At 74.6% G+C, this 21,734-nt stretch carries 17 protein-coding genes and 3 tRNA genes; 15 read left to right on the forward strand and 5 right to left on the reverse strand.

Annotation, left to right across the window (positions count from 1 at the left end; genetic code table 11):
* Nucleotides 1–92: 92 nt before the first annotated feature.
* From rsfS to ACFYNO_RS10555, 4 genes are all read left to right on the forward strand, one after another.
* Nucleotides 93–536: a ribosome silencing factor gene (gene rsfS / locus ACFYNO_RS10540; RefSeq protein WP_388008586.1), complete on the forward strand. Its 444-nt coding sequence runs from the start codon at nt 93–95 to the stop codon at nt 534–536.
* Complete coding sequence (locus ACFYNO_RS10545; RefSeq protein ID WP_388009143.1) at nt 533–1,180, forward strand: histidine phosphatase family protein; 648 nt, start codon at nt 533–535, stop codon at nt 1,178–1,180. Before rsfS ends, ACFYNO_RS10545 begins: the two co-directional genes overlap by 4 nt.
* A 136-nt stretch (nt 1,181–1,316) precedes the next feature.
* A tRNA-Ala gene (locus ACFYNO_RS10550) sits at nt 1,317–1,389 on the forward strand.
* A gap of 40 nt (nt 1,390–1,429) precedes the next feature.
* Nucleotides 1,430–1,502 (forward strand) — tRNA-Ala (locus ACFYNO_RS10555).
* 70 nt (nt 1,503–1,572) lie between these two features.
* On the opposite strand, the gene ACFYNO_RS10560 is transcribed toward ACFYNO_RS10555, so the two are convergent.
* A complete protein-coding gene (locus tag ACFYNO_RS10560) occupies nt 1,573–2,478 on the reverse strand; it encodes a helix-turn-helix transcriptional regulator (RefSeq protein ID WP_388008589.1) in 906 nt (301 codons plus the stop codon).
* 102 nt (nt 2,479–2,580) lie between these two features.
* Here ACFYNO_RS10560 and ACFYNO_RS10565 point away from each other — a divergent pair, with 102 nt between their 5' ends.
* Together ACFYNO_RS10565 and ACFYNO_RS10570 are read left to right on the forward strand one after the other, a co-directional pair.
* Entirely contained in the window at nt 2,581–4,053 is a 1,473-nt protein-coding gene (locus ACFYNO_RS10565) for an MFS transporter (RefSeq protein WP_388008592.1), read from the forward strand.
* Nucleotides 4,054–4,200: 147 nt separating this feature from the next.
* Nucleotides 4,201–4,273, forward strand: a tRNA-Ala gene (locus ACFYNO_RS10570).
* A gap of 60 nt (nt 4,274–4,333) precedes the next feature.
* On the opposite strand, the gene ACFYNO_RS10575 is transcribed toward ACFYNO_RS10570, so the two are convergent.
* On the reverse strand, nt 4,334–5,656 hold the full coding sequence (locus tag ACFYNO_RS10575) for an MFS transporter (protein ID WP_388008595.1): 1,323 nt from the start codon (nt 5,654–5,656) through the stop codon (nt 4,334–4,336).
* Between the two features lie 189 nt (nt 5,657–5,845).
* On the opposite strand from ACFYNO_RS10575, the gene ACFYNO_RS10580 reads away from it, so the two are divergent.
* From ACFYNO_RS10580 to ACFYNO_RS10610, 7 genes are all read left to right on the forward strand, one after another.
* Nucleotides 5,846–7,135: a hypothetical protein gene (locus ACFYNO_RS10580; RefSeq protein ID WP_388008598.1), complete on the forward strand. Its 1,290-nt coding sequence runs from the start codon at nt 5,846–5,848 to the stop codon at nt 7,133–7,135.
* 92 nt (nt 7,136–7,227) lie between these two features.
* Nucleotides 7,228–8,217, forward strand: coding sequence for a UDP-glucose 4-epimerase GalE (gene galE / locus ACFYNO_RS10585; protein ID WP_388008601.1), 990 nt, complete (start codon nt 7,228–7,230; stop codon nt 8,215–8,217).
* Nucleotides 8,218–8,496: 279 nt separating this feature from the next.
* Entirely contained in the window at nt 8,497–11,379 is a 2,883-nt protein-coding gene (gene leuS / locus ACFYNO_RS10590) for a leucine--tRNA ligase (RefSeq protein WP_388008604.1), read from the forward strand.
* 263 nt (nt 11,380–11,642) lie between these two features.
* Complete coding sequence (locus ACFYNO_RS10595) at nt 11,643–12,392, forward strand: hypothetical protein (RefSeq protein ID WP_388008607.1); 750 nt, start codon at nt 11,643–11,645, stop codon at nt 12,390–12,392.
* Nucleotides 12,393–12,471: 79 nt separating this feature from the next.
* A complete protein-coding gene (locus tag ACFYNO_RS10600) occupies nt 12,472–13,317 on the forward strand; it encodes a DegV family protein (RefSeq protein ID WP_388008610.1) in 846 nt (281 codons plus the stop codon).
* Between the two features lie 102 nt (nt 13,318–13,419).
* A complete protein-coding gene (locus tag ACFYNO_RS10605) occupies nt 13,420–14,652 on the forward strand; it encodes a helix-hairpin-helix domain-containing protein (protein ID WP_388008613.1) in 1,233 nt (410 codons plus the stop codon).
* A gap of 62 nt (nt 14,653–14,714) precedes the next feature.
* Entirely contained in the window at nt 14,715–17,348 is a 2,634-nt protein-coding gene (locus ACFYNO_RS10610) for a ComEC/Rec2 family competence protein (protein WP_388008616.1), read from the forward strand.
* Here ACFYNO_RS10610 and ACFYNO_RS10615 read toward each other — a convergent pair whose 3' ends face one another.
* Nucleotides 17,349–17,678 (reverse strand): DUF2087 domain-containing protein, encoded by a 330-nt coding sequence (locus tag ACFYNO_RS10615; RefSeq protein ID WP_388008619.1) that lies wholly within the window; start codon nt 17,676–17,678, stop codon nt 17,349–17,351.
* Between the two features lie 63 nt (nt 17,679–17,741).
* Nucleotides 17,742–18,029, reverse strand: coding sequence for a hypothetical protein (locus ACFYNO_RS10620; RefSeq protein ID WP_388008622.1), 288 nt, complete (start codon nt 18,027–18,029; stop codon nt 17,742–17,744).
* Nucleotides 18,030–18,069: 40 nt separating this feature from the next.
* Between ACFYNO_RS10620 and holA the strand changes: the two genes are divergently transcribed.
* Nucleotides 18,070–19,065, forward strand: coding sequence for a DNA polymerase III subunit delta (gene holA, locus ACFYNO_RS10625; protein ID WP_388008625.1), 996 nt, complete (start codon nt 18,070–18,072; stop codon nt 19,063–19,065).
* A gap of 264 nt (nt 19,066–19,329) precedes the next feature.
* Here holA and rpsT read toward each other — a convergent pair whose 3' ends face one another.
* Nucleotides 19,330–19,590, reverse strand: a complete 261-nt coding sequence (gene rpsT, locus ACFYNO_RS10630) for a 30S ribosomal protein S20 (protein ID WP_388008628.1) — start codon at nt 19,588–19,590, stop codon at nt 19,330–19,332.
* A gap of 262 nt (nt 19,591–19,852) precedes the next feature.
* Between rpsT and lepA the strand changes: the two genes are divergently transcribed.
* Nucleotides 19,853–21,724 (forward strand): translation elongation factor 4, encoded by a 1,872-nt coding sequence (gene lepA, locus ACFYNO_RS10635; RefSeq protein WP_388008631.1) that lies wholly within the window; start codon nt 19,853–19,855, stop codon nt 21,722–21,724.
* Nucleotides 21,725–21,734: the final 10 nt, after the last annotated feature.

Below are 21,734 nucleotides of genomic sequence, written 5' to 3' on the forward strand. Positions count from 1 at the left end.
GCCGGTCCGCCGCCGGTAAAGGCGCGGTGGCGGGTCGGCCCGGCGTGAGATCCTGGAAGCGGAAACCGCACTGCCCGAGCCGAAAGAGCATCGTGACCGCAACCGAACACTCGCAGGAACTCATCAACGTCGCCGCCCAGGCGGCGGCCGACAAGCTGGCGCACAACGTCGTCGCCTTCGACGTCAGCGACGTGCTGTCGATCACCGACGCCTTCCTGATCGCCTCGGCCGCCAACGACCGCCAGGTGAAGGCGATCGCCGAGGAGATCGAGGACCAGCTGCGCGAGAAGCTGGACGTCAAGCCGGTGCGCCGGGAGGGCGAGCGCGAGGGCCGCTGGGTCCTGCTCGACTACCTGGACATCGTGGTGCACGTGCAGCACTCCGAGGAGCGCTCCTTCTACTCGCTGGACCGGCTCTGGAAGGACTGCCCCGAGCTGCCGCTGCCCGAGGACGCCGTCGCCACCCGCAACCGCCCCGAGGACGCCGCGACCGACGACGCCGGCAACGCCATCGGCTACCTGCAGGACCTCAGCTGAGCGGCCGCGCGGGGGGACCGCGGATCGTCTTCTGGCGGCACGGCCAGACCTCCTGGAACCTGGAGAACCGGTTCCAGGGCACCACGGACATTCCGCTCACCGAGACCGGCTACGCGCAGGCCCGGCGCTCCGCGCGGCTGCTCGCCGGCCTCAAGCCCGACCTGCTGGTCTCCTCCGACCTGGGGCGGGCCGCCGACACCGCGGCCGAGCTGGCCAAGCTCACCGGCCTGGACGTGAAGCACGACCCGGGCCTGCGGGAGACCTACGCGGGCAGCTGGCAGGGCCTGACCCACGCCGAGATCCGCGCGCGGTTCCCGGAGGAGTACGAGGCCTTCCGCCGCGGCGAGCCGGTCCGCCGCGGCGGCGGCGAGCTGACCAGCGAGGTGGCGGACCGCTCGGTCCCGGTGGTGCTGGCCGCGGCCGAGGAACTGCCCGAGGACGGCACCCTGGTGGTGGTCAGCCACGGCGGCACCATCCGGACCATGCTGGGCCGGCTGCTCGGCCTGGAGCCGGAGCTGTGGGAGGCCCTGGGCGGGCTCTCCAACTGCTGCTGGTCGGTGCTGGGCCGGGGCGCCCGCGGCTGGAAGCTGCTGGAGCACAACGCCGGCACCCTGCCGGAGCCGGTGATCGGCGACGAGTCCTGAGCCCGCGGCCCCGGCCGACTCCTCGGGTTCAGGCTCCGCTCGCCGGGATTTCGTCATTCCGGGCCTGACCAGCTAGAGTCTTCCTCGTTCGCAGGGAAGGAACGCGGTCCGAAGGGGCGGCGGGCCTTCCGGGTGCGGGGCTATAGCTCAGTTGGTAGAGCGCTTGCATGGCATGCAAGAGGTCTGGGGTTCGATTCCCCATAGCTCCACTCCGCACCGGACGGTTCCTCAGGGAGCCGCGAGGGCTGCGGGGCTATAGCTCAGTTGGTAGAGCGCTTGCATGGCATGCAAGAGGTCTGGGGTTCGATTCCCCATAGCTCCACCGAAGACCGCAGGGCCGCCTCCCACCGGGAGGCGGCCCTGCGGCGTTCCCGCCGCCGGGCCCGTGCGGCTCAGCCGTGCGCGTGGTCGGCCACCGGCGCGTCCGGGTGGGCGGTCACCCACTCCAGCTTCTCCCGGTCCTGCGGGCCCTCGGGGGTGTAGACGACCAGGTAGAGGTCGGGCACGCCGGGCATGGTCAGGTAGGAGGCCTTGACCCGGATCTCGCCGATCCCGGCGTGCCGGAACACCTTGAGCACGGTGGTGGCCGGGGCCACCTGCTGGCTGGCCCAGAGCTGCCGGAACCGCTCGCTCACCGCGGACAGCTCGCGCAGGTAGTTCTCCCAGGACGGCTCGCCGATGTGGCTGGCGTAGCCGGCCCGCAGCACCCCGACCATCCGGGGCAGCTCCTCCTCCCGGTTCACGAACGGGTTGCAGCAGTCCGGCACGGTCAGCGCGCACCAGAGCGAGTTGCGGCGCCCGTGCGGCGCGGTGGCCCGGGTCGCGCCGGGGAAGAGCGCGTCGTACGCCCCGTTGTAGGCGAGCACGTCGTAGCGGCGGTTGCAGATCGCGGCCGGCAGCGGGGTCAGGCCGTCCAGCACCACCTGCATCGCCGGGTCGACGGAGGGGCAGATCAGGTCGGACAGCTCGGCGGTCGGCAGGCCGGCCAGCCGGAACAGGTGGTCCCGCTCGACCTCGTCCAGCAGGAGTGCCCGGGCCACCGCGGTCATCACCTGGTCGCTGGCGTTGATCGGCCGGCCCTGTTCGAGCCAGGTGTACCAGGTGACCCCGACCCCGGCGAGCTGCGCGACCTCCTCGCGGCGCAGCCCCGGGGTGCGGCGGCGCAGGCCCGGCGGCAGACCGACGTCGGTGGGGGAGACCCGGGCCCGGCAGGCCTTGAGGAAGGCGGCGAGCTCGGTGCGGCGGGTGGGTTCGGCGGCGGTGGTGGCGGGGGCGGCGGACTGCTCCAGCACGGTCATGTCCCCTATCCTGACGTACCGTCCGGCGGTCTGGCAGGTAGTGCCAGTACCAGGATCAGCAGGCTCTAACCACCAGTATCAGCGGCGGTGCAGGCTTGGGGCATGACGGACCTTCAGACAGCGCGGTCGCACACGGCGACCGGTCCCGCCCCGGCGGACGGCAGCGCCGGCGGGGCGGCCCGCGGCGGGCGGCCGGGCGTGGTGCTCGGCCTGATCCTCACCGGCCAGTTCATGGCCATCCTCGACGTCGCCGTGGTGAACGTGGCGGCCCCGACCATCCGCACCGACCTGCACGCCAACGGCGCCGGCCTGCAGATGGTGATCGCCGGCTACACCATCGCCTACGCGGTGCTGCTGATCACCGGGGCCCGGCTGGGCGCCCGGTACGGGCACCGCCGGCTCTTCCAGCTCGGCCTGGCCGGGTTCACCCTCGCCTCGCTGGCCTGCGGCCTGGCGCCCACGGCCGGCGCCCTGATCGGCTTCCGGTTCCTCCAGGGGATCGGCTCGGCGCTGATGGTCCCCCAGGTGATGAGCCTGATCCAGAAGACCTTCACCGGCGCCCCGCGGGCCCGGGCGCTGGGCGTCTACACGGCGGTGATCGCCGGCGGCAGCGTGGCCGGGCAGGTGCTCGGCGGGGTGCTGGTCAGCGCCGACCTGTTCGGCAGCGGCTGGCGGCCGATCTTCCTGGTCAACGTGCCGATCGGGGTGGTGCTGCTGGTGCTCGGCCACCGCACCCTGCCGCACCTGCCGCTGGACCGGGAGCGCCGGCTCGACCTGGTCGGGCTGCTGGTGCTGGCGGCGGCGATCGGCCTGCTGGTGGTGCCGCTGGTGCTCGGGCACGAGTTGCACTGGCCGGTCTGGGGCTGGGTGATGCTGGCCGGCTCGGTGCTCGCCTTCGGGCTGTTCGTGGCGGTCGAGCGGCGGATCGCGCAGCGCGGCGGCCAGCCGCTGATCCACGGCCGGGTGCTGCGCTCGCCGGGCCTGGCGGCGGCCGGGGTGGCGATGTTCCTGATCATGCTCAACTTCTCCGGCTTCCTCTTCTCCTTCGCCATGCACCTGCAGGCGGGCCTGGGCGACTCGCCGCTGAAGGCCGGCCTGACCTTCGCGCCGGTGGCGGTCGGCTTCGGCCTCTCCGGGCTGCACTGGCACCGGCTGCCGAAGCGGCTGCACCTGCCGTTGCCGATGATCGGCCTGCTGGTCGGCGGGGCCGGCTACCTGCTGCTCGGGCTGCTGATGCGCGGCGGCGGGCAGGTCGGGATCGGCCTGGAGCTGCTGCTGGTGGTGAACGGCGTGGCCGCCGGGTTCGCCTATAGCCCGCTCTTCGCCCGGGCGCTCAGCCGGGTCGCGCCGGCCGACGCCCCGGACGCCTCCGGTGTGATGGTCACCATGGTGCAGCTGGGCCAGGTGGTCGGGGTCTCGCTGCTCGGCACCGTCTTCCTCAGCGCGGTGAACTACCCGGCCAAGTCCTCGGCCTCCGGCCACGCGCTGGAGACCACCACGGCCTGCATGATCGTGGTGGCCGCCGTCTCGGCCGTCTTCGCCTTCCGCACCCGGCGCGCCGCCAACCTCGGCTGAGCCGGGGAGCACGGGGTCCGTCGCGTCCCGGCACCGCCCGCCAGCACGGCGGGCGGTGCCGGGAAACGGATTCGTGAAGCACTCCCGGGACCGTGTAAAGTAACTGTTGTCGCCGCGGGAGACCGGTCGGGCGGCAAAAAAATGCTCGGGGCTATAGCTCAGTTGGTAGAGCGCTTGCATGGCATGCAAGAGGTCTGGGGTTCGATTCCCCATAGCTCCACAGTCACCAAGGGCCGCCTCCCGAATCGGGAGGCGGCCCTTCGGCGTTGTTGACGGCGGGTCAGCTGCGGCGGCGGACCAGCCGGGGCAGCACCGCCGCCGCCACGGTCACGGCGCCGAGTGCCAGGAAGGCCGTCGAGTAGGAGGAGCGCGCGGCCACCTGGGCCACCGCCAGCGGACCGGCCAGCCCGGCCATGCCCCAGCCGATCAGCATCAGCCCGTAGACGGCGCCCGCGTGGGCCAGGCCGAAGAACTCCGAGACCACCGCCGGCATGGTGGCGAAGCCGCCGCCGAAGCAGAGGCAGACCAGCGCGGCCAGCGCCAGGAAGGCCCAGGGGGAGTGCGCCCGGGAGAGCGCCAGCAGGCCGAGGCCCTGGGCCAGCAGCATCAGCACGAAGGCGTTCAGCAGCCCGGTCCGCCCGGAGAGCCAGCCCCAGAGCGGGCGGCCCACCGTGTTGAAGACGCCGAGCACGCCGGTGAGCACGGCGGCCCAGGCCGGGCCGAGCCCGGTCAGGCTGCCCGCCGCCGGGGCCACCACCGAGAGCATGCTGATCCCGGCGGCGGTGTTGCAGAACAGGATCAGCGTCAGCAGGTACCAGCGCCCGGTGCGCAGCGCCTGGCCGGGCCGCAGCCCGACCGGACCGGCCTGCGGGCCGGACTGCGCGGGCACGGTGGCGAGCGCGGGCGGGTCGGCGAAGAACGCGGCCCCGGTCAGCGTGGTGACCAGGAAGACCGCGCCGAGCACCAGCAGCACCCGGGCCGGGTCGGCCGCGTAGTGCGCCACCAGCAGCCGGCTCAGCGGCGCGCTGAGCACCGAGCCGAGGCCGAAGCCGCCGGTGGCCACCCCGGCCGCCAGCGCCCGGTGCCGGGGGAACCAGCGCTGCAGCATGGTGGTCGGCACGATGTAGCCCAGCCCGAGGCCGACCCCGCCGATCCCGCCGTAGCCGAGCAGCACCAGCCAGAAGTCCTGCCGCCCTTGCGCGCAGCCGGCCAGCAGGTAGCCGCCCGCGTAGAGCAGTCCGGCCAGCACGGCGATCCGGCGCGGCGAGAGCCGGGAGCGCCGGCCCGGGCTGCCGTCGGCCTGCTGGGGCACCGTCAGCAGCAGTCCGCCGAGCACGGTGCCGACGAAGACCACGGCGTGCGCGGCGGCGAACGGCAGCCCGGCCTCGTCCCGGCCGAGCGCGAAGCTGCCGGCCGGGGACTGCAGCCCGGCGGAGAGGATGCTCCAGGAGTAGACCGCGCCGTAGGCGAGCTGGTTGACCACCACGGCGGCGGCCAGCAGCCCGCGCCGGCGGCCGATCCGTCGGGCCAGCGGGCGGCGGTTCGCGGGCGGCGGGGCGGCGGTGGCGCGGCCGGAGCGGGGGAGCAGGACTGTGGAACGCACGAGGGTGACCCTTCCGGGATCGGGGATGGCGTGCTGTCCTACGCTGAGTGACCGCCCTGGGTTACGCCAGAAGTCGGTTACCGCGTCAGACCTGGTGAAATCCCTGACCCGTTCGGCGGGGTCGATCACCCAAGGTGATTTCCCGGCGATGGTGCTCCAGAACCGGCCACGGTTGGCTACGGTCGGGCCATGGCCGATCTCGCGCGCATCCGCAACGAAGAGCTCGCCCGGATCCTGCACCAGCTGGCCTGGAGCCCGGAGCGGCTGGCCCGCGAGGTCAACCTGGTGCTGCCGCCGGGCCTGTCGATCAGTCAGACCGCGCCCTACAAGTGGCGCGACCGCGGCATGGTCCCGCGCGCCCCGCACGACCAGGCGGTCTGCGAGGTGCTGAGCCGGGCGGTCGGCATCGCCGTCACCTACGAGCAGCTGTGGGGGCGGATGGGCAGCCACCGCGGCGCCAAGGTGCTCTCGGCCCGGCTGCTCACCGACCCGTGGACCGCCGAGACCGCGCAGATCGCGCTCCGCGAGGCCGGCCTCCAGGTGGCGCCGGTCCGGCTGACCGACCTGTTCCGCGGCGACGAGCTGGCCCGTGCCGTCGACCAGTGGTCGGCGCCCCCGCCCCCGCTCACCGGCGGCACCGGGGCGATGCCGGTGACGGCCGATCAGCTGACCGACCTGCAGGCCGCCTGGTCCGGCAAGCGCCGGCTCGGCCGGGCCTTCGGCGGCGGCCTGGTGCTGGAGCCGGCCCGGGCCGAACTCGCCATGGTCGGCAAGCTGCTGGAGCTCGGCAGCTACGCGGAGCAGGAGCCGCTGGGCCGGGCGCTCTACGGCGCGGCCGGCCGGCTGGCCCGGCTGGTCGGCTGGGCCGGGGCCGACCTCGGCCAGGAGGCCGCCGCCCAGCGCGCCTACGTCGCCGCGCTGCGCGCCGCCCACGTGGCCGGCGATCCGCGGCTCGCCGTCAGCGTGGTCGGCAGCCTGGCCGTGCAGCTCACCTACTACGGCGCGGGCCGCGGCCTGGACCCGGCCGAGCTGCTCGGCACCGCGCTGGCCGCGGCCGGTCAGCAGCTCAGCCCGTACCAGCGGGCCCGCCAGCTCGGCCGGCTCGCCCTGGCGCACGGCCGCAACGGCGACCGGGCGGCCGCCGAGGCCGCCGCCGACCGGGCCTGGGCCGCGCTCCCCGGCGGCGCCGAGCGGGCCGAACTGGCCGGCCTGATCGGCTGCTCCCGGCTCTTCCTGGACGACCACAAGCACGCCCGCCCGCTGCTGCTGGAGGCGGTCGCCGAGCTCACCGCCGCCCGGGCCCGGGCCCTGCTGCTGATCCGGCTGGCCGACTCCTACCGCCGCACCGGCGACGCGGCCCGGGCCGCGGCCACCGCCGACCGCGCCCGCACCCTGGCCGCGGGCATGCAGTCCGGCCTGGTCGCCCGGGTGCTGCGGGAGTTCGACGGCCCGCGGCCGCTGCCCGCCCCGGCCGACTGATCGCAACCGCCCCGGCTCCGGGCGCGTCACCGCTCAGGGGGGACGCGCGTTAGGCTGCCCCCGCACACCGAGCGAAGGGTTCAGCGCGGCTCATGAAGGTTCTGATCTCCGGCGGCGCCGGGTTCATCGGCAGCACCGTCGCCACGGCCTGCCTGGCCGCCGGGCACACCCCGGTCATCCTGGACAGCCTGGTCACCGGCCGCCGCGAGTTCACCGAGGGCCGGGTCTTCTACCAGGGCGACATCGCCGACGGCCCGCTGGTGGACCGGATCTTCGCCGAGCACCCGGAGATCGAGGCCGTGGTGCACTGCGCCGCGCTGATCGTGGTGCCCGACTCGGTGGCGGACCCGATCGGCTACTACCGGGCGAACGTGGCCAAGAGCCTGGAGTTCACCGGGCACCTGCTGCGCAACGGCTGCGAGCGGATGATCTTCTCCTCCTCGGCCTCGATCTACGCGGCCGGTGCGGACTTCAGCGTGGACGAGCAGGCGCCGCACGACCCGCAGAGCCCGTACGCCCGGACCAAGGCGGTCTGCGAGGGGATGTTCGCCGACATCGCCGCGACCCAGCCGATCCGGATCCTCTCGCTGCGCTACTTCAACCCGATCGGTGCCGACCCCGAGCTGCGCACCGGCCTGCAGGTGCGCCACCCCAGCCACGCGCTCGGCAAGCTGATCGAGGCGCACACGACCGGCGGGACCTTCCGGATCACCGGCACCGACTGGCCGACCCGGGACGGCTCCGGCATCCGCGACTACGTGCACGTCTGGGACCTGGCCACCGCCCACGTCGCCGCGCTGGAGCGGTTCGACCAGGCGCTGGACGGCGGGCGCTCCGCGGCCGTCAACCTGGGCACCGGCACCGGCACCACCGTGCGCGAGCTGGTCGCGGCGTTCAACTCGGTGGTCGAGGAGCCGGTCGCGGTCACCGAGACCGGCAGCCGCCCGGGCGACGTGGCCGGTGCCTACACCCGCAGCGACCGGGCCGCCCGGCTGCTCGGCTGGAAGCCGGAGCACAGTCTGGTGGACGGCATCCGGGACTCGCTGCGCTGGGTCGCGGTGCGCGACTCGCGGCTGGCCTGACCCGTCGTCGGGCCGCCCCGCGATGCCCTCGGGCGCCGCGGGACGGCCCTAGGGTAGCCTTGGGCCATGCGAACCGTGCGCCTGCTCCTTAGCCGGCCGCGCTGACCAGGACCGGCGGAGCCGAGCGGGCCATGCCGGAGTCAGCGTGGCGACCCCTCCTGCGAGGGGCTTTTTTGTTTCCGGAGCCGCCCTGTGAAGGACCGGGGCCGGACGGCGAGCCCCGCCCCCGACCGCTCAGCTGACGATTCGCTATCTGACACGACGGAGCTTCGAAGGACCATGAGCGAGACGACCCCTGCCTCCGGCGCCGCCGAGGCCACCACCGAGCCGTTCCGGTACACGGCCGCCCTGGCCGCCGACATCGAGTCCCGTTGGCAGGACACCTGGGAGAAGGAGGGCACCTTCAACGCCCCCAACCCGGTGGGCCCGCTGGCCTCGGAGGCCGGCGAAGCGGTCGCGCGCAAGCCGCACAGCTTCATCATGGACATGTTCCCGTACCCGTCGGGCGCCGGCCTGCACGTCGGTCACCCGCTGGGGTACATCGCCACCGACGTGTACGCCCGCTACCAGCGGATGACCGGCCACAACGTGCTGCACACCCTGGGCTACGACGCCTTCGGCCTGCCCGCCGAGCAGCACGCGGTGGCCACCGGCGTGCACCCCCGGGTCTCCACCGAGGCGGCCATCGCCAACATGCGCGCCCAGCTGCGCCGGCTGGGCCTGGGCCACGACCCGCGCCGGTCGATCTCCACCATCGACCCGGAGTACTACCGCTGGACCCAGTGGATCTTCCTGCAGATCTTCGACTCCTGGTACGACCCGGCCGCCGACGCGGCCCGCCCGATCGCCGAGCTGGTCGCGCAGTTCGCCGCCGGCGAGCGCGCCACCCCGGACGGCCGGGCCTGGTCCGAGCTGTCCGCCGTGGAGCGCGACGAGGTGCTGGGCGAGTACCGGCTGGCGTACTCCAAGGAGGTGCCGGTCAACTGGTGCCCGGGCCTGGGCACCGTGCTGGCCAACGAGGAGGTCACCGCCGACGGCCGGTCCGAGCGCGGCAACTTCCCGGTCTTCAAGTCCAAGCTGCGCCAGTGGATGATGCGGATCACCGCGTACGGCGACCGGCTGATCAAGGACCTGGACCTGCTGGACTGGCCCGAGGCGATCAAGCTGCAGCAGCGCAACTGGATCGGCCGCTCCGAGGGTGCCCGGGTCGACTTCCCGGTCGGCGACCGGGAGATCACCGTCTTCACCACCCGCCCCGACACCCTGTTCGGCGCCACCTACATGGTGCTGGCCCCCGAGCACGAGCTGGTCGACTCCATCGTGCCGGCCGCCTGGCCCAGCGAGACGCTGAACGACTGGAAGGGCGGCGCGCACACCCCGGCCGAGGCGGTCGCCGCCTACCGGGCCGCCGCGGCCGCCAAGTCCGACGTCGAGCGGCAGATGGACGCCAAGGTCAAGACCGGCGTCTTCACCGGCGCCTACGCGACCAACCCGGTCACCGGCAAGCCGATCCCGGTCTTCATCGCCGACTACGTGCTGATGGGCTACGGCACCGGCGCGATCATGGCCGTGCCCGCGCACGACCAGCGCGACTTCGCCTTCGCCCGGGCCTTCTCGCTGCCGATGGCCTGCGTGGTGCAGCCCACCGACGGCCGCTCCACCGACCCGGCCGAGTGGGACGACGCCTTCGACACCTACGACTCGGTGCTGGTCAACTCGGCCGGCGAGGGCGTCTCGCTGGACGGCCTGAGCGTGGTGGACGCCAAGCGCACCGTCACCGAGTGGCTGGCCGGGCGCGGCATCGGCGAAGGCACCGTCAACTACCGCCTGCGCGACTGGCTGTTCAGCCGCCAGCGGTACTGGGGCGAGCCGTTCCCGATCGTCTACGACGAGGACGGCGCGATGCACGCGCTGCCCGAGTCGATGCTGCCGGTCGAGGTCCCCGAGGTGGAGGACTACTCCCCGCACACCTACGACCCGGACGACGCCGCCAGCACCCCCAAGACCCCGCTGTCCCGCAACGAGGCCTGGGTCAACGTCGAGCTGGACCTGGGCGACGGCGTCAAGAGGTACCGCCGCGAGACCAACACCATGCCCAACTGGGCCGGCTCCTGCTGGTACGAGCTGCGCTACGTGGACCCGAGCGACCGCGAGGCCCCGGTCGACCCGGCCAACGAGGCCTACTGGATGGGCCCGACCGAGCAGAAGCCGCACGGCGGCGTCGACCTGTACGTCGGCGGTGCCGAGCACGCGGTGCTGCACCTGCTGTACGCCCGGTTCTGGCACAAGGTCCTGCACGACCTGGGCCACGTCTCCTCGGTCGAGCCGTTCCACCGGCTGTTCAACCAGGGCATGATCACCGCCGACGTCTACCGCGACGCCCGTGGCTTCCCGGTCCCGGCCGCGGAGGTCGCGGAGACCGGCGACGGCGGCTACACCTGGCAGGGCGAGCCGGTCACCCGCGAGGCGGGCAAGATGGGCAAGTCGCTGAAGAACGCCGTCGCGCCCGACGACATCTGCGCCGAGTACGGGGCCGACACCCTGCGGCTGTACGAGATGTCGATGGGCCCGCTGGACGTCTCCCGCCCCTGGGACCCGCGCGCCGTGGTCGGCTCGTTCCGGTTCCTGCAGCGGCTGTGGCGCAACATCGTCTCCGAGGAGACCGGCGAGCTGGTGGTCAGCGAGGAGCCGGCCGACGAGGCCACGCTGCGCGCGCTGCACAAGGCGATCGACGGCATCCGCGGCGACCTGGCCGGGCTGCGCTTCAACACCGCGGTGGCCAAGGCGATCGAGCTGAACAACTTCCTGGTCAAGCGCGGCAGCACGCCGCGCGAGGTGGCCGAGCCGCTGGTGCTGATGGTCGCGCCGCTGGCCCCGCACGTGGCCGAGGAGCTGTGGCACCGCCTGGGCCACACCGACTCGCTGGCGTTCGCCGACTTCCCGGTGGCGGACCCGGCGCTGGCCGTGGACGAGTCGGTGGTCTGCGTGGTGCAGATCAAGGGCAAGGTCAAGGCCCGGCTGGAGGTCGCGCCCGGCATCTCGGACGCGGAGCTGGAGCAGCTGGCGCTGGCCGACCCGGCGGTGGTCGCGGCGATCGGGGAGGCCCCGGTGCGCAAGGTGATCACCCGGGCGCCGAAGCTGGTGAACATCGTCACCGGCTGACGGCGGCCCGGTGGTCCGCAGGCCCGGTCGCGGTGCGCGGCCGGGCCTGCGGCGTTCCCGGGGCGGCAGCCTGCTCGGCAGTCTGCGCGGGTGCCTGCGCGGGGCGGGCCGGATGCGTGCGCGCGGTCGGGGCGGCCTCAGGGTCATCCCTGAACGGGCCCTGATCCGGGCGGCCGCAACCCCGGAACCGGGCGACTGACGGGTGGCCGGGGGCTACCGTGGTACCGGGACGGGCCCGTGGCGGAGGGAAGGCGGCAAAGCTGATGTTCGACGCGGTCGGAGTGGTGGTCGTGCTCATCGCGCTCTTCGGAGTCGCCGTCGTGACGCTGCTGGTGGTCGCCGCCGTCAAGGCGGCCAAGGCGGTGGCCAAGGGGATCGACCGGACCGAGGCGCAGGCCCGGCGCGCGGTGGAGAACGTCACCCTGAAGGCCAAGACCTTCACCAAGCCCGGCCCGGCCGGCGAGCTGGCCTCGCTCCGGCTGGGCCTGCGCTCCTCGCTCGGCGGCACCCGCGAGGTGCTGGAGCGCGGGCTGCACGCGGACGCCCAGCTCGGCGAGTCGCTCGGCCTGCTGGCCCGGCTGGAGGCGCACGCCGCCGAGCTGGACGGCGAGCTGCGGATGCTGGAGCGCGAGCCCGAGCCGGCGCGGATCACCGCCAAGCTGCCCGAGCTGCGCGAGCGGGCCGGGCGGATCACGGGCTCGGCGGAGTCGCTGCGCTGGGCCGCGCAGGACCGGGCGCACCGGTTCGCGGCGGACGAGCTGAGCCGGCTGAGCGAGGAGATCGCGACCGAGGCGGGGGCGCTGCGGCACTGGGACGAGGGGAAGCCGGCGGCGGGGGGTTCTTCGGCCTCGGCTTCGGCCGGTCCGTCGGCCTCGCAGAGCGCGCCGCCGCGGGCCGGGCTGGGGTCGGGGAGCGGGCGGCCCTCGGCGGAGGAACTGCTGGGGCTGGGCGAGCCGCTGCGGAACCTCGCGCAGCGGCTGCGCAAGCCGGCGCCGGGCTCGCAGGGGAACTGACGGCCCGTCGGTCCGCAGCCCGCCGCGGTGGCGGGCCGCGGATGTGCCGGGTGACCTCGGGAGGAGTAACCTCCGGCTCATGTCCGCCCAGCTCGCGCTCGTCACCGATTCCACGGCCTACCTGCCCCACCAGGCGGTCGACCGGCACCGGATCTCGGTGGTCCCGCTGAGCGTCGCGGTCGGGGACACCGTGCTCGCCGAGGGCGTGGAGATCGAGCCCAAGGACGTCGCCGAGGCGCTGCGCGCCAAGCAGCGGCTGACCACCTCGCGGCCCAACCCCGAGACCTTCGCCGCCGCCTACCGGGCCGCCGCGGCGGCCGGTGCCGACGGGGTGGTCTCGGTGCACATCTCCGGCGAGCTCTCCGGCACCGCCGAGGCGGCGCGGCTGGCGGCGGCCGAGGCGCCCGTGCCGGTTCGGGTGGTGGACAGCGGACTGGTCGGCATGGCGCTCGGCTACGCGGTGCTGGCCGCGGCGGAGGCGCGGGACGCCGGGCTCGACCTGGCGGCCGTGGCCGGTGCCGCCGAGCTGCGGGCGGCCGGCACCCGGGGCTTCTTCTACGTGGACACCCTGGAGCACCTGCGGCGCGGCGGGCGGATCGGGACGGCGCAGGCGCTGCTCGGGTCGGCGCTGGCGGTCAAGCCGCTGCTGCACCTGGACGGCGGGCGGATCGCGCCGCTGGAGAAGGTGCGGACGGCGTCCCGGGCGATCGCGCGCCTGGCGGAGCTCGCCGTGGCGGAGGCGGGGGAGCGGCCGGTGGACATCACGGTGCACCACCTGGCCGCCGCGGACCGGGCCGAGCCGCTGGCCGGGCAGTTGCGCGAGCGGGTGCCGGGGCTGCGGGAGTTGTACGTGGGGGAGGTGGGCGCGGTGATCGGCGCCCATGTCGGGCCGGGGCTGCTCGCGGTGGTCGTCGCGCCGGTCTGATCAACTGGTTGATGCTGCGTCAGTTGTCCACAGGGGCGGGGTTGTCCACAGGTTCGCGGTTGTCGGTGGGCGGCGCCGGGCGGGGCTCCTAGCGTCTGGGGCATGACGCTCACCGCTGCTCCGCCCGAGTCGTTCCAGGCGCCCGCTCCGTCCGGCGCCGTCCGGCGTCCGACCCTTCCCCGCGCCCGTCCCGCCCGCAGGCCGCGTGCCGCTTCGGCTCGTTGGCGGGCCGGGGACGGCCTCGCCGGGCGGCTGCGAACGCCCGCCGCACGGCGGCGTGCTGCCGATGCGCTGATCCGGGCGCGCCTGGTGCACCTCTTCCCGGGCGCGCTGGCGCCGCCGGGCCGAGAGGCCGTCAGCGGCCCCGTCAGCGGGTCCGACCCGGTCGAGGCCGTTCAGCCCGCCGCCGTAGGGCAGCCGTCCCACCCGCCCGTGCCCGACGGCTGGCCCCATGGCTACGGCAGGCGCACCAAGCCCGCCGCGCTGCCGCCCCTGCCGCCGCTCGCGACCGCCCCGGATCCCGAGCCCGAACCGCCTGCCGCCGTCGCGGACCTCAGCCCGCCCACCCCGGAGCCCGCCGTGACCCTCGACCACGACCCGGATCACGACTCCGGGACCACCGTCCGCCGGAAGCGGCGCAGCCTCAGGCTCCCGGCCGTCCTCCACCCGCTGCTCTGGGCCGACCGCAAGGCCGTGCTGGGCCTCGGCGTGCTGCTCCTGCTCGCCGTGGCCTACGCCGTCCAGCACTTCTGGATCGGCCGGCCCGAGCCGGTCGCCCTGCCCGCGCTGGCCGGCAAGTCCGCCCGCAGCGCGCCCGCCGCCGTCGCCACCGAGCCGGAGGAGGCTGCGGCGGCGCCCGAGCCCGCCCCCGCCGCCGACCCCGAGCAGTCCGCCGAACCCGCGCACCCGGCCGCACCGCCGGTCGTCATCGACGTGGCGGGCAAGGTCCTGCGCCCCGGCCTGCTGACCCTCCCGGCCGGCTCCCGGGTGGCCGACGCGCTCCGCGCCGCCGGCGGCCCGCAGCCCGGGGTGGAGACCGAGGGCCTCAACCTCGCCCGGGTCCTGGTGGACGGCGAGCAGGTCCTGGTCGGCGTCCCCGGCCCGGCGGGCGGGGCCGCCGCCCAGCCCGGTTCCGGACCGCGCGGCCCGGTGAGCGTCAACCGGGCCACCCTGGAGCAGTTGGACGCCCTCCCGGGCATCGGCCCGGTGCTGGCCCGTCACATCCTCGACTTCCGCGCCCAGCACGGCGCGTTCCGCTCCCTGGAACAGCTCCGCGAGATCAGCGGCATCGGGGCTCGGAAGTACGCCGAGCTGAGGCCACTGCTCACCCTCTGACCCCGACCGACCCGACCATCCGCCCGGCAGACCGTCACCCCCTCCGAGCCCCGATGCCCCCGATGCCGACCCGCACCGCGCCCGCCGGTGGCCACCGCCGCCTCGGCCCTGACCCCCAGTCATCCGCTCCCGACCTCCGGCTGGTCCTCCCCGTCCTCGCCGCCTGGGCCGTCACCGTCCTGCTGCTCGGCGCGGAAACCCGGCCCACCACCGCCCTGTTCACCGCCTCCGCGCTCGCCGCGGGCCTCGCCGCCCTCCTGCTCGGCCTGGCCCGCACCCGATCCGCCCCCCGTCCGCACCGCGCCGCCGGGCTCGCCGCCGCCGTCCTGCTGACCGGCGCCGCCGCCACCACCTGCACCGTCCTGCACACCGCCGACCTGCACCGCGGCCCGCTCCCCGCCCTCGCGGCGGCTGCGGCCGCCCCGCACACCGGGCCGGCCGCCACCCCCGTGGTCACCGTGGACCTCACCGTCACCGGCGACCCCCACCTGCGCACCTCGCACGCGCACGGCTCCGACCGGGGCCGCCCGCTGCTGGTCGTCGAGGCGACCGCGGACCGGGTGCGCACCAGCGCCGGTGCCACCACCCGGACCCGCACCCCGGTCACGGTGCTGGTTCCGGACCGGGAGACCGCGGCGTGGCAGCCGCTGCTGCCCTCGGCCCGGGTCCGCACCCTGGCGCGGGTGCTGCCCGAGCGCGCCGAGGGCGGGTCCGACACGGCCGCCGCGCTGGCCGTCAGCGGGCCGCCGCAGTCGCTCGCGGCACCGAGCCGGGTGCAGCGGCTGGCCGGCCGGCTGCGGGCCGGCCTGCGGGAGGCCTGTGCGGGCCTGCCCGCCGACGCCCGGGCCCTGCTGCCCGGCCTGGTGGTCGGCGACACCTCGGCGATGCCGGAGGACTTGGACGAGGCCTTCCGCGCCACCGACCTGGTGCACATCACCGCGGTCAGCGGCTCCAACCTCTCGATCGTGCTGGCCCTGCTGCTCGGCGCCCCGGCCCTCGCGGGCACCGCCGAGCGCGGCGGCCTGGCCGCGCTGCTGGGCATCCCGCTCCGGCTGGCCGCGCTGCTCGGGATCGCGCTGGTCCTCGGGTTCGTCACGCTCTGCCGCCCTGACCCGAGCGTGCTGCGGGCAGCCGCCACCGGCCTGCTGAGCCTGTTCGGGCTGGCCCTGGGCCGGCCCCGCCAGGCGCTCTCCGCGCTCTGCGCCGCCGTCCTGGCGCTGCTGCTGCTCGACCCGTTCCTCTCCCGCTCCTACGGGTTCCTGCTCTCGGTGCTGGCCACCGCCGGCCTGCTCACCCTCGGCCGCCGCTGGGCCCGGGCGCTGCACGCGCGCGGCTGGCCGCACCACCTCGCCGAGGGGATGGCCTGCGCCGCCGCCGCCCAAGTGCTCTGCACCCCCGCGGCGGTGCTGCTCGCCCCGCGGATCAGCCTGCTCGGCATCCCGTGCAACGTGCTGGCCGAGCTGGCCGTCGCCCCGGCCACCCTGCTCGGCTTCGCCGCCCTGGCCGCCGCCCCGCTCTGCGCCCCCGCCGCCGCCTTCCTGGCCGGCATGGCCGGCTACCCGACCGGCTGGCTGGCCCTGGTGGCCCGGGCCGGCGCCGCCCTGCCCGGCGCCGAGATCGCCTGGACACCCGGCTGGCGCGGCGCGGCGACCCTGGTGCTGGCCCTGGCCGCGGCCGGCTACGCGGCCCGGCTGCTGCTCCCCGCCCGCCCCTTCCAGCGCCTGCCGGCGCCCGCCGGCGCCGAGCAGGCCGCGCCCCGCCCGCCCTCGCTGCTCGATCCGGCCACCGCGTCCCGCCCCGGCCGCCGCCGGCTGCGGCGCGCCCTCGCCGCAGCGCTCACCGTCGGCCTGCTGCTCCTGCTGCTGCGCCCGCCGGCCCTGGTGCGGATCGCCACGGGTTGGCCGGCCGCCGGCGCCCGGCTGGTGATGTGCTCGGTGGGCCAGGGCGACCTGCTGGTGCTGCCGCTGACGGACCGTCCGGACACCGCCGTGGTGGTGGACACCGGCCCCGATCCCGGCGCGGCCGACGGCTGCCTGCGCGACCTGGGGATCGTCCGGGTGCCGCTGGTCGTGCTCACCCACTTCCACGCCGACCACAGCGGCGGCCTGCCCGGCGTGCTGCGCCACCGGTCGGTGGGCGCGGTGGAGACCACCACGCTGGCCGAGCCCGCGGCCGAGGCGGCCAGGGTCAGGGAGTCGGCGGCGGCCGCCGGGGTGCCGGTGCTCCGGGTGGCGCCGGGCGAGCGGCGCTCGGCCGGGCCCGGCCTCTCCTGGCAGGTGCTCTGGCCCACCGGCCCGCTGGGGGCGGCGGCGACCGGGCCGAACAACGCCAGCGTCAGCCTGCTGGTCACCGCCGGCTCGCTGCGGTTCGCACTGCTGGGCGACCTCGAACCGGCCGCCCAGTCCGAGCTGCTGCGCACCGCCCGCCCCCGGCCGGTGGACGTGCTCAAGGTGGCCCACCACGGCTCCGCCAACCAGGACTGGGCGCTCGCCCGCGCCCTGCACCCCCGGCTCGCGCTGATCAGCGTCGGTGCCGGCAACTCCTACGGCCACCCCGCCCCGCGCACCGTCGACCGGCTGCGGGCACAGGGCGCGACGGTGCTGCGGACCGACCGGGCGGGCGACATCGCGGTGCTGGGCGACTCCCCGGCCACCCTGCGGGCGGTCACCCACCCGCGGCCCGAGGAGGAGGGGTGATCAGGCGGCGCCCGCCGACCCGGCCGGCTCGCCGCGCCGGTAACTGCTGCCGTCCCGGGTGCGCACCAGCAGCCGGGCCTCCACCAGGTAGCGGCGCAGCGCGGAGTAGTCCTCGTGGACGCCGCGCAGCGCCTCGTTGACCTCCGGCTCGGAGTACCGGCGCTCCGGCGCGAACAGGGTCTCGGTGAGGTGCAGCAGCACCTGCAGGCGGCGGGCCGGCTTGCGCGGCACGGCGGTCAGCCGGCCGCCGGTGAAGAAGGCGGCCAGCTCGGCCGGCGGTGCGTCGGTGCCGGCGCCCGCGGGCCGCTCGGAGGAGTCCTCGGTGGTCATGCGGGGCAGCGTCCCCCGCCCCGGCGGGCGCGGGCAACGGGTTTTCGGGCCCGTCGCCCGGGTTCACTCGGACTCGCGCCACCCCTGGTAGCCGCCCACCAGCTCGTCCAGCGCCGCGACCGTCCCTGCCTGCCAGCCGTCCCAGGGCTCCTCGAGCACCACCAGCCACTGGGCGTCCTCGGCGTCGTCCTCGCCCGCCAGCGAGTCGCGGACCAGCTGGGGCACCCCGAGCGCCGGCCAGCGCTCGGTCAGTTCCTCCGCCAGTTCCTCGGCCGCGTCGCGGTCGGCCAGGACCAGCAGCAGCCGGCCCGCCGGAAGCCGGTCGGTGGGGTGGTCGTCGTGCGTGCTCATCGGACCATTGTGTCCGCAGCCCGTGGGATGCTGGTACGCGATGGCCAGGAAGAGCGCACCCGACGACCTGCTCGCCCCGCTGACCCTCGCGGTCGGCCAGGAGGAGCTGCTGCTGGACCGCGCGGTCGCCCAGGTGGTGGCCGCGGCCCGGCAGGCCGACCCGGACACCGACGTCCGCGACCTCGCCCCCGGCGCCCTGCAGCCGGGCGGCCTGGCCGAGTTGACCACCCCCTCGCTCTTCGCCGAGCGCAAGGTGATCGTGGTCCGGGCCGCCCAGGACCTGGCTGCCGATTCGGTCAAGGACCTGAAGGCCTACCTGGCCGCCCCGGCGGACGAGGTGATCGTGGTCCTGGTGCACGCCGGCGGCGCCAAGGGCAAGGGCCTGCTGGACGCGGCCCGCAAGGCCGGCGCCCGCGAGGTGCAGTGCGCCAAGATGACCAAGGCGGGGGAGCGGCTGGCCTTCGTCCGCGGCGAGTTCAAGGTGCTCGGCCGGTCCGCCACCCAGGAGGCCTGCCAGGCCCTGCTGGACGCCCTCGGCGGTGACCTGCGCGAACTGGCCGCCGCCTGCAGCCAGCTGACCTCCGACGTGGAGGGCCCGATCGACGAGCGGGTGGTGGCCCGCTACTACAGCGGCCGGGCCGAGGCCACCGGCTTCGAGGTGGCCGATCTGGCCGTCACCGGCCGCGCGGCCGACGCGCTGGAGCGGCTGCGCTGGGCGCTCGCCGTCGGCCAGCCGCCGACCGGCATCACCTACGCACTGGCCTCCGGCGTGCGCAGCATCGGCCGGCTGGCCACCGCCGACCGCTCGATGCGCCCCGCCGACCTGGCCCGCGAGCTGGGCATGCCGCCGTGGAAGGTGGACCGGGTCCGCCAGCAGATGCGCGGCTGGACCGGCGACGGCGTGGCCGCCGCCCTGACCGCCATCGCGGCGGCCGACGCGGCCGTCAAGGGCGGCTCGGACGACCCGGCCTACGCCCTGGAGCGTGCCGTGGTCACGGTGGCCCGCGCCGCCCGCGCCGGCGCCCGCCAGTACTGACGCGCCACAGCGGCACTGCCGCGCACCCCAGCGCCGGAAACGCCGAGAGGCGCCGCGCCGGTCCCCGGGGAGGGGACCAGGCGCAGCGCCTCTCGTGAAGCTGTGCACCGCACCCGCGTGGCGAACGCAGGCCGCGTGCGGTGCGTGGTGGTGCGCGTCGCGGGAGTCCGGGTAGAGGGCCGGAGGCGTCCCGCGGCGGTGGAGCTGGGAGTGGTGCTCAGCAGTACTGCTCGAACCGCAGCTGCCGAAGCCGGAGCGCGATGCTCAGGCGGCGACGACCTGCTTGGTGATCGCCGACTTCTTGTTGGCGGCCTGGTTCTTGTGGATGACACCCTTCGAGGCGGCCTTGTCGAGCTTCTTCGAGGCGGCGCGAGCGAGCTCCACGGCCTTCTCGGTCTCGCCGGCGGCAGCGGCCTCACGGGCCTTGCGCAGCGCGGTCTTCAGCTCCGACTTGACGGCCTTGTTGCGCAGGCGCGCCTTCTCGTTGGTCTTGTTGCGCTTGATCTGGGACTTGATGTTCGCCACGAAAGTGCCTCAGTCTTGTCAGTCATCAGTGGAACAGGGTGCGCACCGTGCGCATCGGACCAGCTGAGAGGGCATGCCGAAGCGCGGTGCAGCCGCCTACGGTACCAGGGCCCGCCCAGCGCCCCCAAACCGGCACGGTCCCCCCGGGGCGTGGGAGGATATGGAACGACCCCTGTCTTCGGAACGGGGCCCTCGATCGGACGAGATCGGACCATCGGACCTCAGCGTCCGGCCCCCGGACCTCACGGAGAATCGGACCAAGGTGCCCGCGACCCCCATCAATGTGCCAGAGCCCAGCCGTACCGACCCGGCGCTGATTCGCAACTTCTGCATCATCGCCCACATCGACCACGGCAAGTCGACGCTCGCCGACCGGATGCTGCAGATCACCGGCGTCGTCGACCCCCGGCAGATGCGCGCCCAGTACCTCGACCGGATGGATATCGAGCGCGAGCGCGGCATCACCATCAAGTCGCAGGCGGTCCGCCTCCCCTGGGCCCCGCGCAGCGGCGCCAACGAGGGCAGCACGCACATCCTCAACATGATCGACACCCCGGGGCACGTCGACTTCACCTACGAGGTCTCCCGCTCCCTGGCGGCCTGCGAGGGCACCGTCCTGGTGGTGGACGCCGCGCAGGGCATCGAGGCGCAGACCCTGGCCAACCTGTACCTGGCCCTGGAGAACGACCTCACCATCATCCCGGTGCTCAACAAGATCGACCTGCCGGCCGCCCAGCCCGAGAAGTACGCGGCCGAGATCGCGCACATCATCGGCTGCGACCCGGAGTCGGTGCTCAAGGTCAGCGCCAAGACCGGCCTGGGCGTCGAGGACCTGCTGGACCACATCGTCGACACCATCCCGGCCCCGGTCGGCGTCAAGAACGCCCCGGCCCGCGCGATGATCTTCGACTCGGTCTACGACTCCTACCGCGGCGTGGTCACCTACGTCCGGGTGGTCGACGGCCAGCTCACCAAGCGCGAGCGGATCGCCATGATGTCCACCGGCGCGACCCACGAGCTGCTGGAGATCGGCGTCATCTCACCGGAGCCGAAGGTGGCCGAGGGCCTGGGCGTCGGCGAGGTGGGCTACATCATCACCGGTGTGAAGGACGTCCGGCAGTCCAAGGTCGGTGACACCATCACCTCGATGGTCAAGGGCGCCACCGAGCCGCTGGGCGGCTACAAGGACCCGCGCCCGATGGTCTTCTCCGGCCTCTACCCGCTGGACGGCTCGGACTACCCGCTGCTGCGCGACGCGCTGGACAAGCTGCGGCTGAACGACGCCGCGCTGGTCTACGAGCCGGAGACCTCGGTGGCGCTGGGCTTCGGCTACCGCTGCGGCTTCCTCGGCCTGCTGCACCTGGAGATCATCCGCGAGCGCCTGGAGCGCGAGTTCAACCTGGACCTGATCTCCACCGCGCCGAACGTGGTCTACCGGGTGGTGATGGAGGACGGCACCGAGCACACCGTCACCAACCCGAGCGAGTTCCCGACCGGCAAGATCGCCGAGGTCCACGAGCCGGTGGTGCGCGGCACCATCCTGGCGCCGAACGAGTTCGTCGGCGCGATCATGGAGCTCTGCCAGTCCCGCCGCGGCAACCTCCAGGGCATGGACTACCTCTCCGAGGACCGGGTGGAGCTGCGCTACACCCTGCCGCTGGCCGAGATCGTCTTCGACTTCTTCGACCAGCTGAAGTCCAAGACCCGCGGCTACGCCTCGCTGGACTACGAGCCCATCGGCGAGCAGACCGCCCAGCTGGTCAAGGTCGACATCCTGCTGCACGGCGACGCGGTGGACGCCTTCTCCGCCATCGTGCACAAGGACAAGGCCTACAACTACGGCGTCATGATGGCCGGCAAGCTGCAGAAGCTGATCCCGCGCCAGCAGTTCGAGGTGCCGATCCAGGCGGCCATCGGCTCCCGGGTGATCGCCCGCGAGACGGTCCGCGCGATCCGCAAGGACGTCCTCGCCAAGTGCTACGGCGGTGACATCTCGCGCAAGCGCAAGCTGCTGGAGAAGCAGAAGGAGGGCAAGAAGCGGATGAAGATGGTCGGCCGGGTGGAGGTCCCGCAGGAGGCCTTCATCGCCGCGCTGTCCACCGACGCCGAGGCCCCCAAGGACGCCAAGAAGTAGCCGGCGCCCG

Origin of the sequence: Kitasatospora sp. NPDC006697 (assembly GCF_042869935.1) — a bacterium.
GTDB lineage: Bacteria > Actinomycetota > Actinomycetes > Streptomycetales > Streptomycetaceae > Kitasatospora.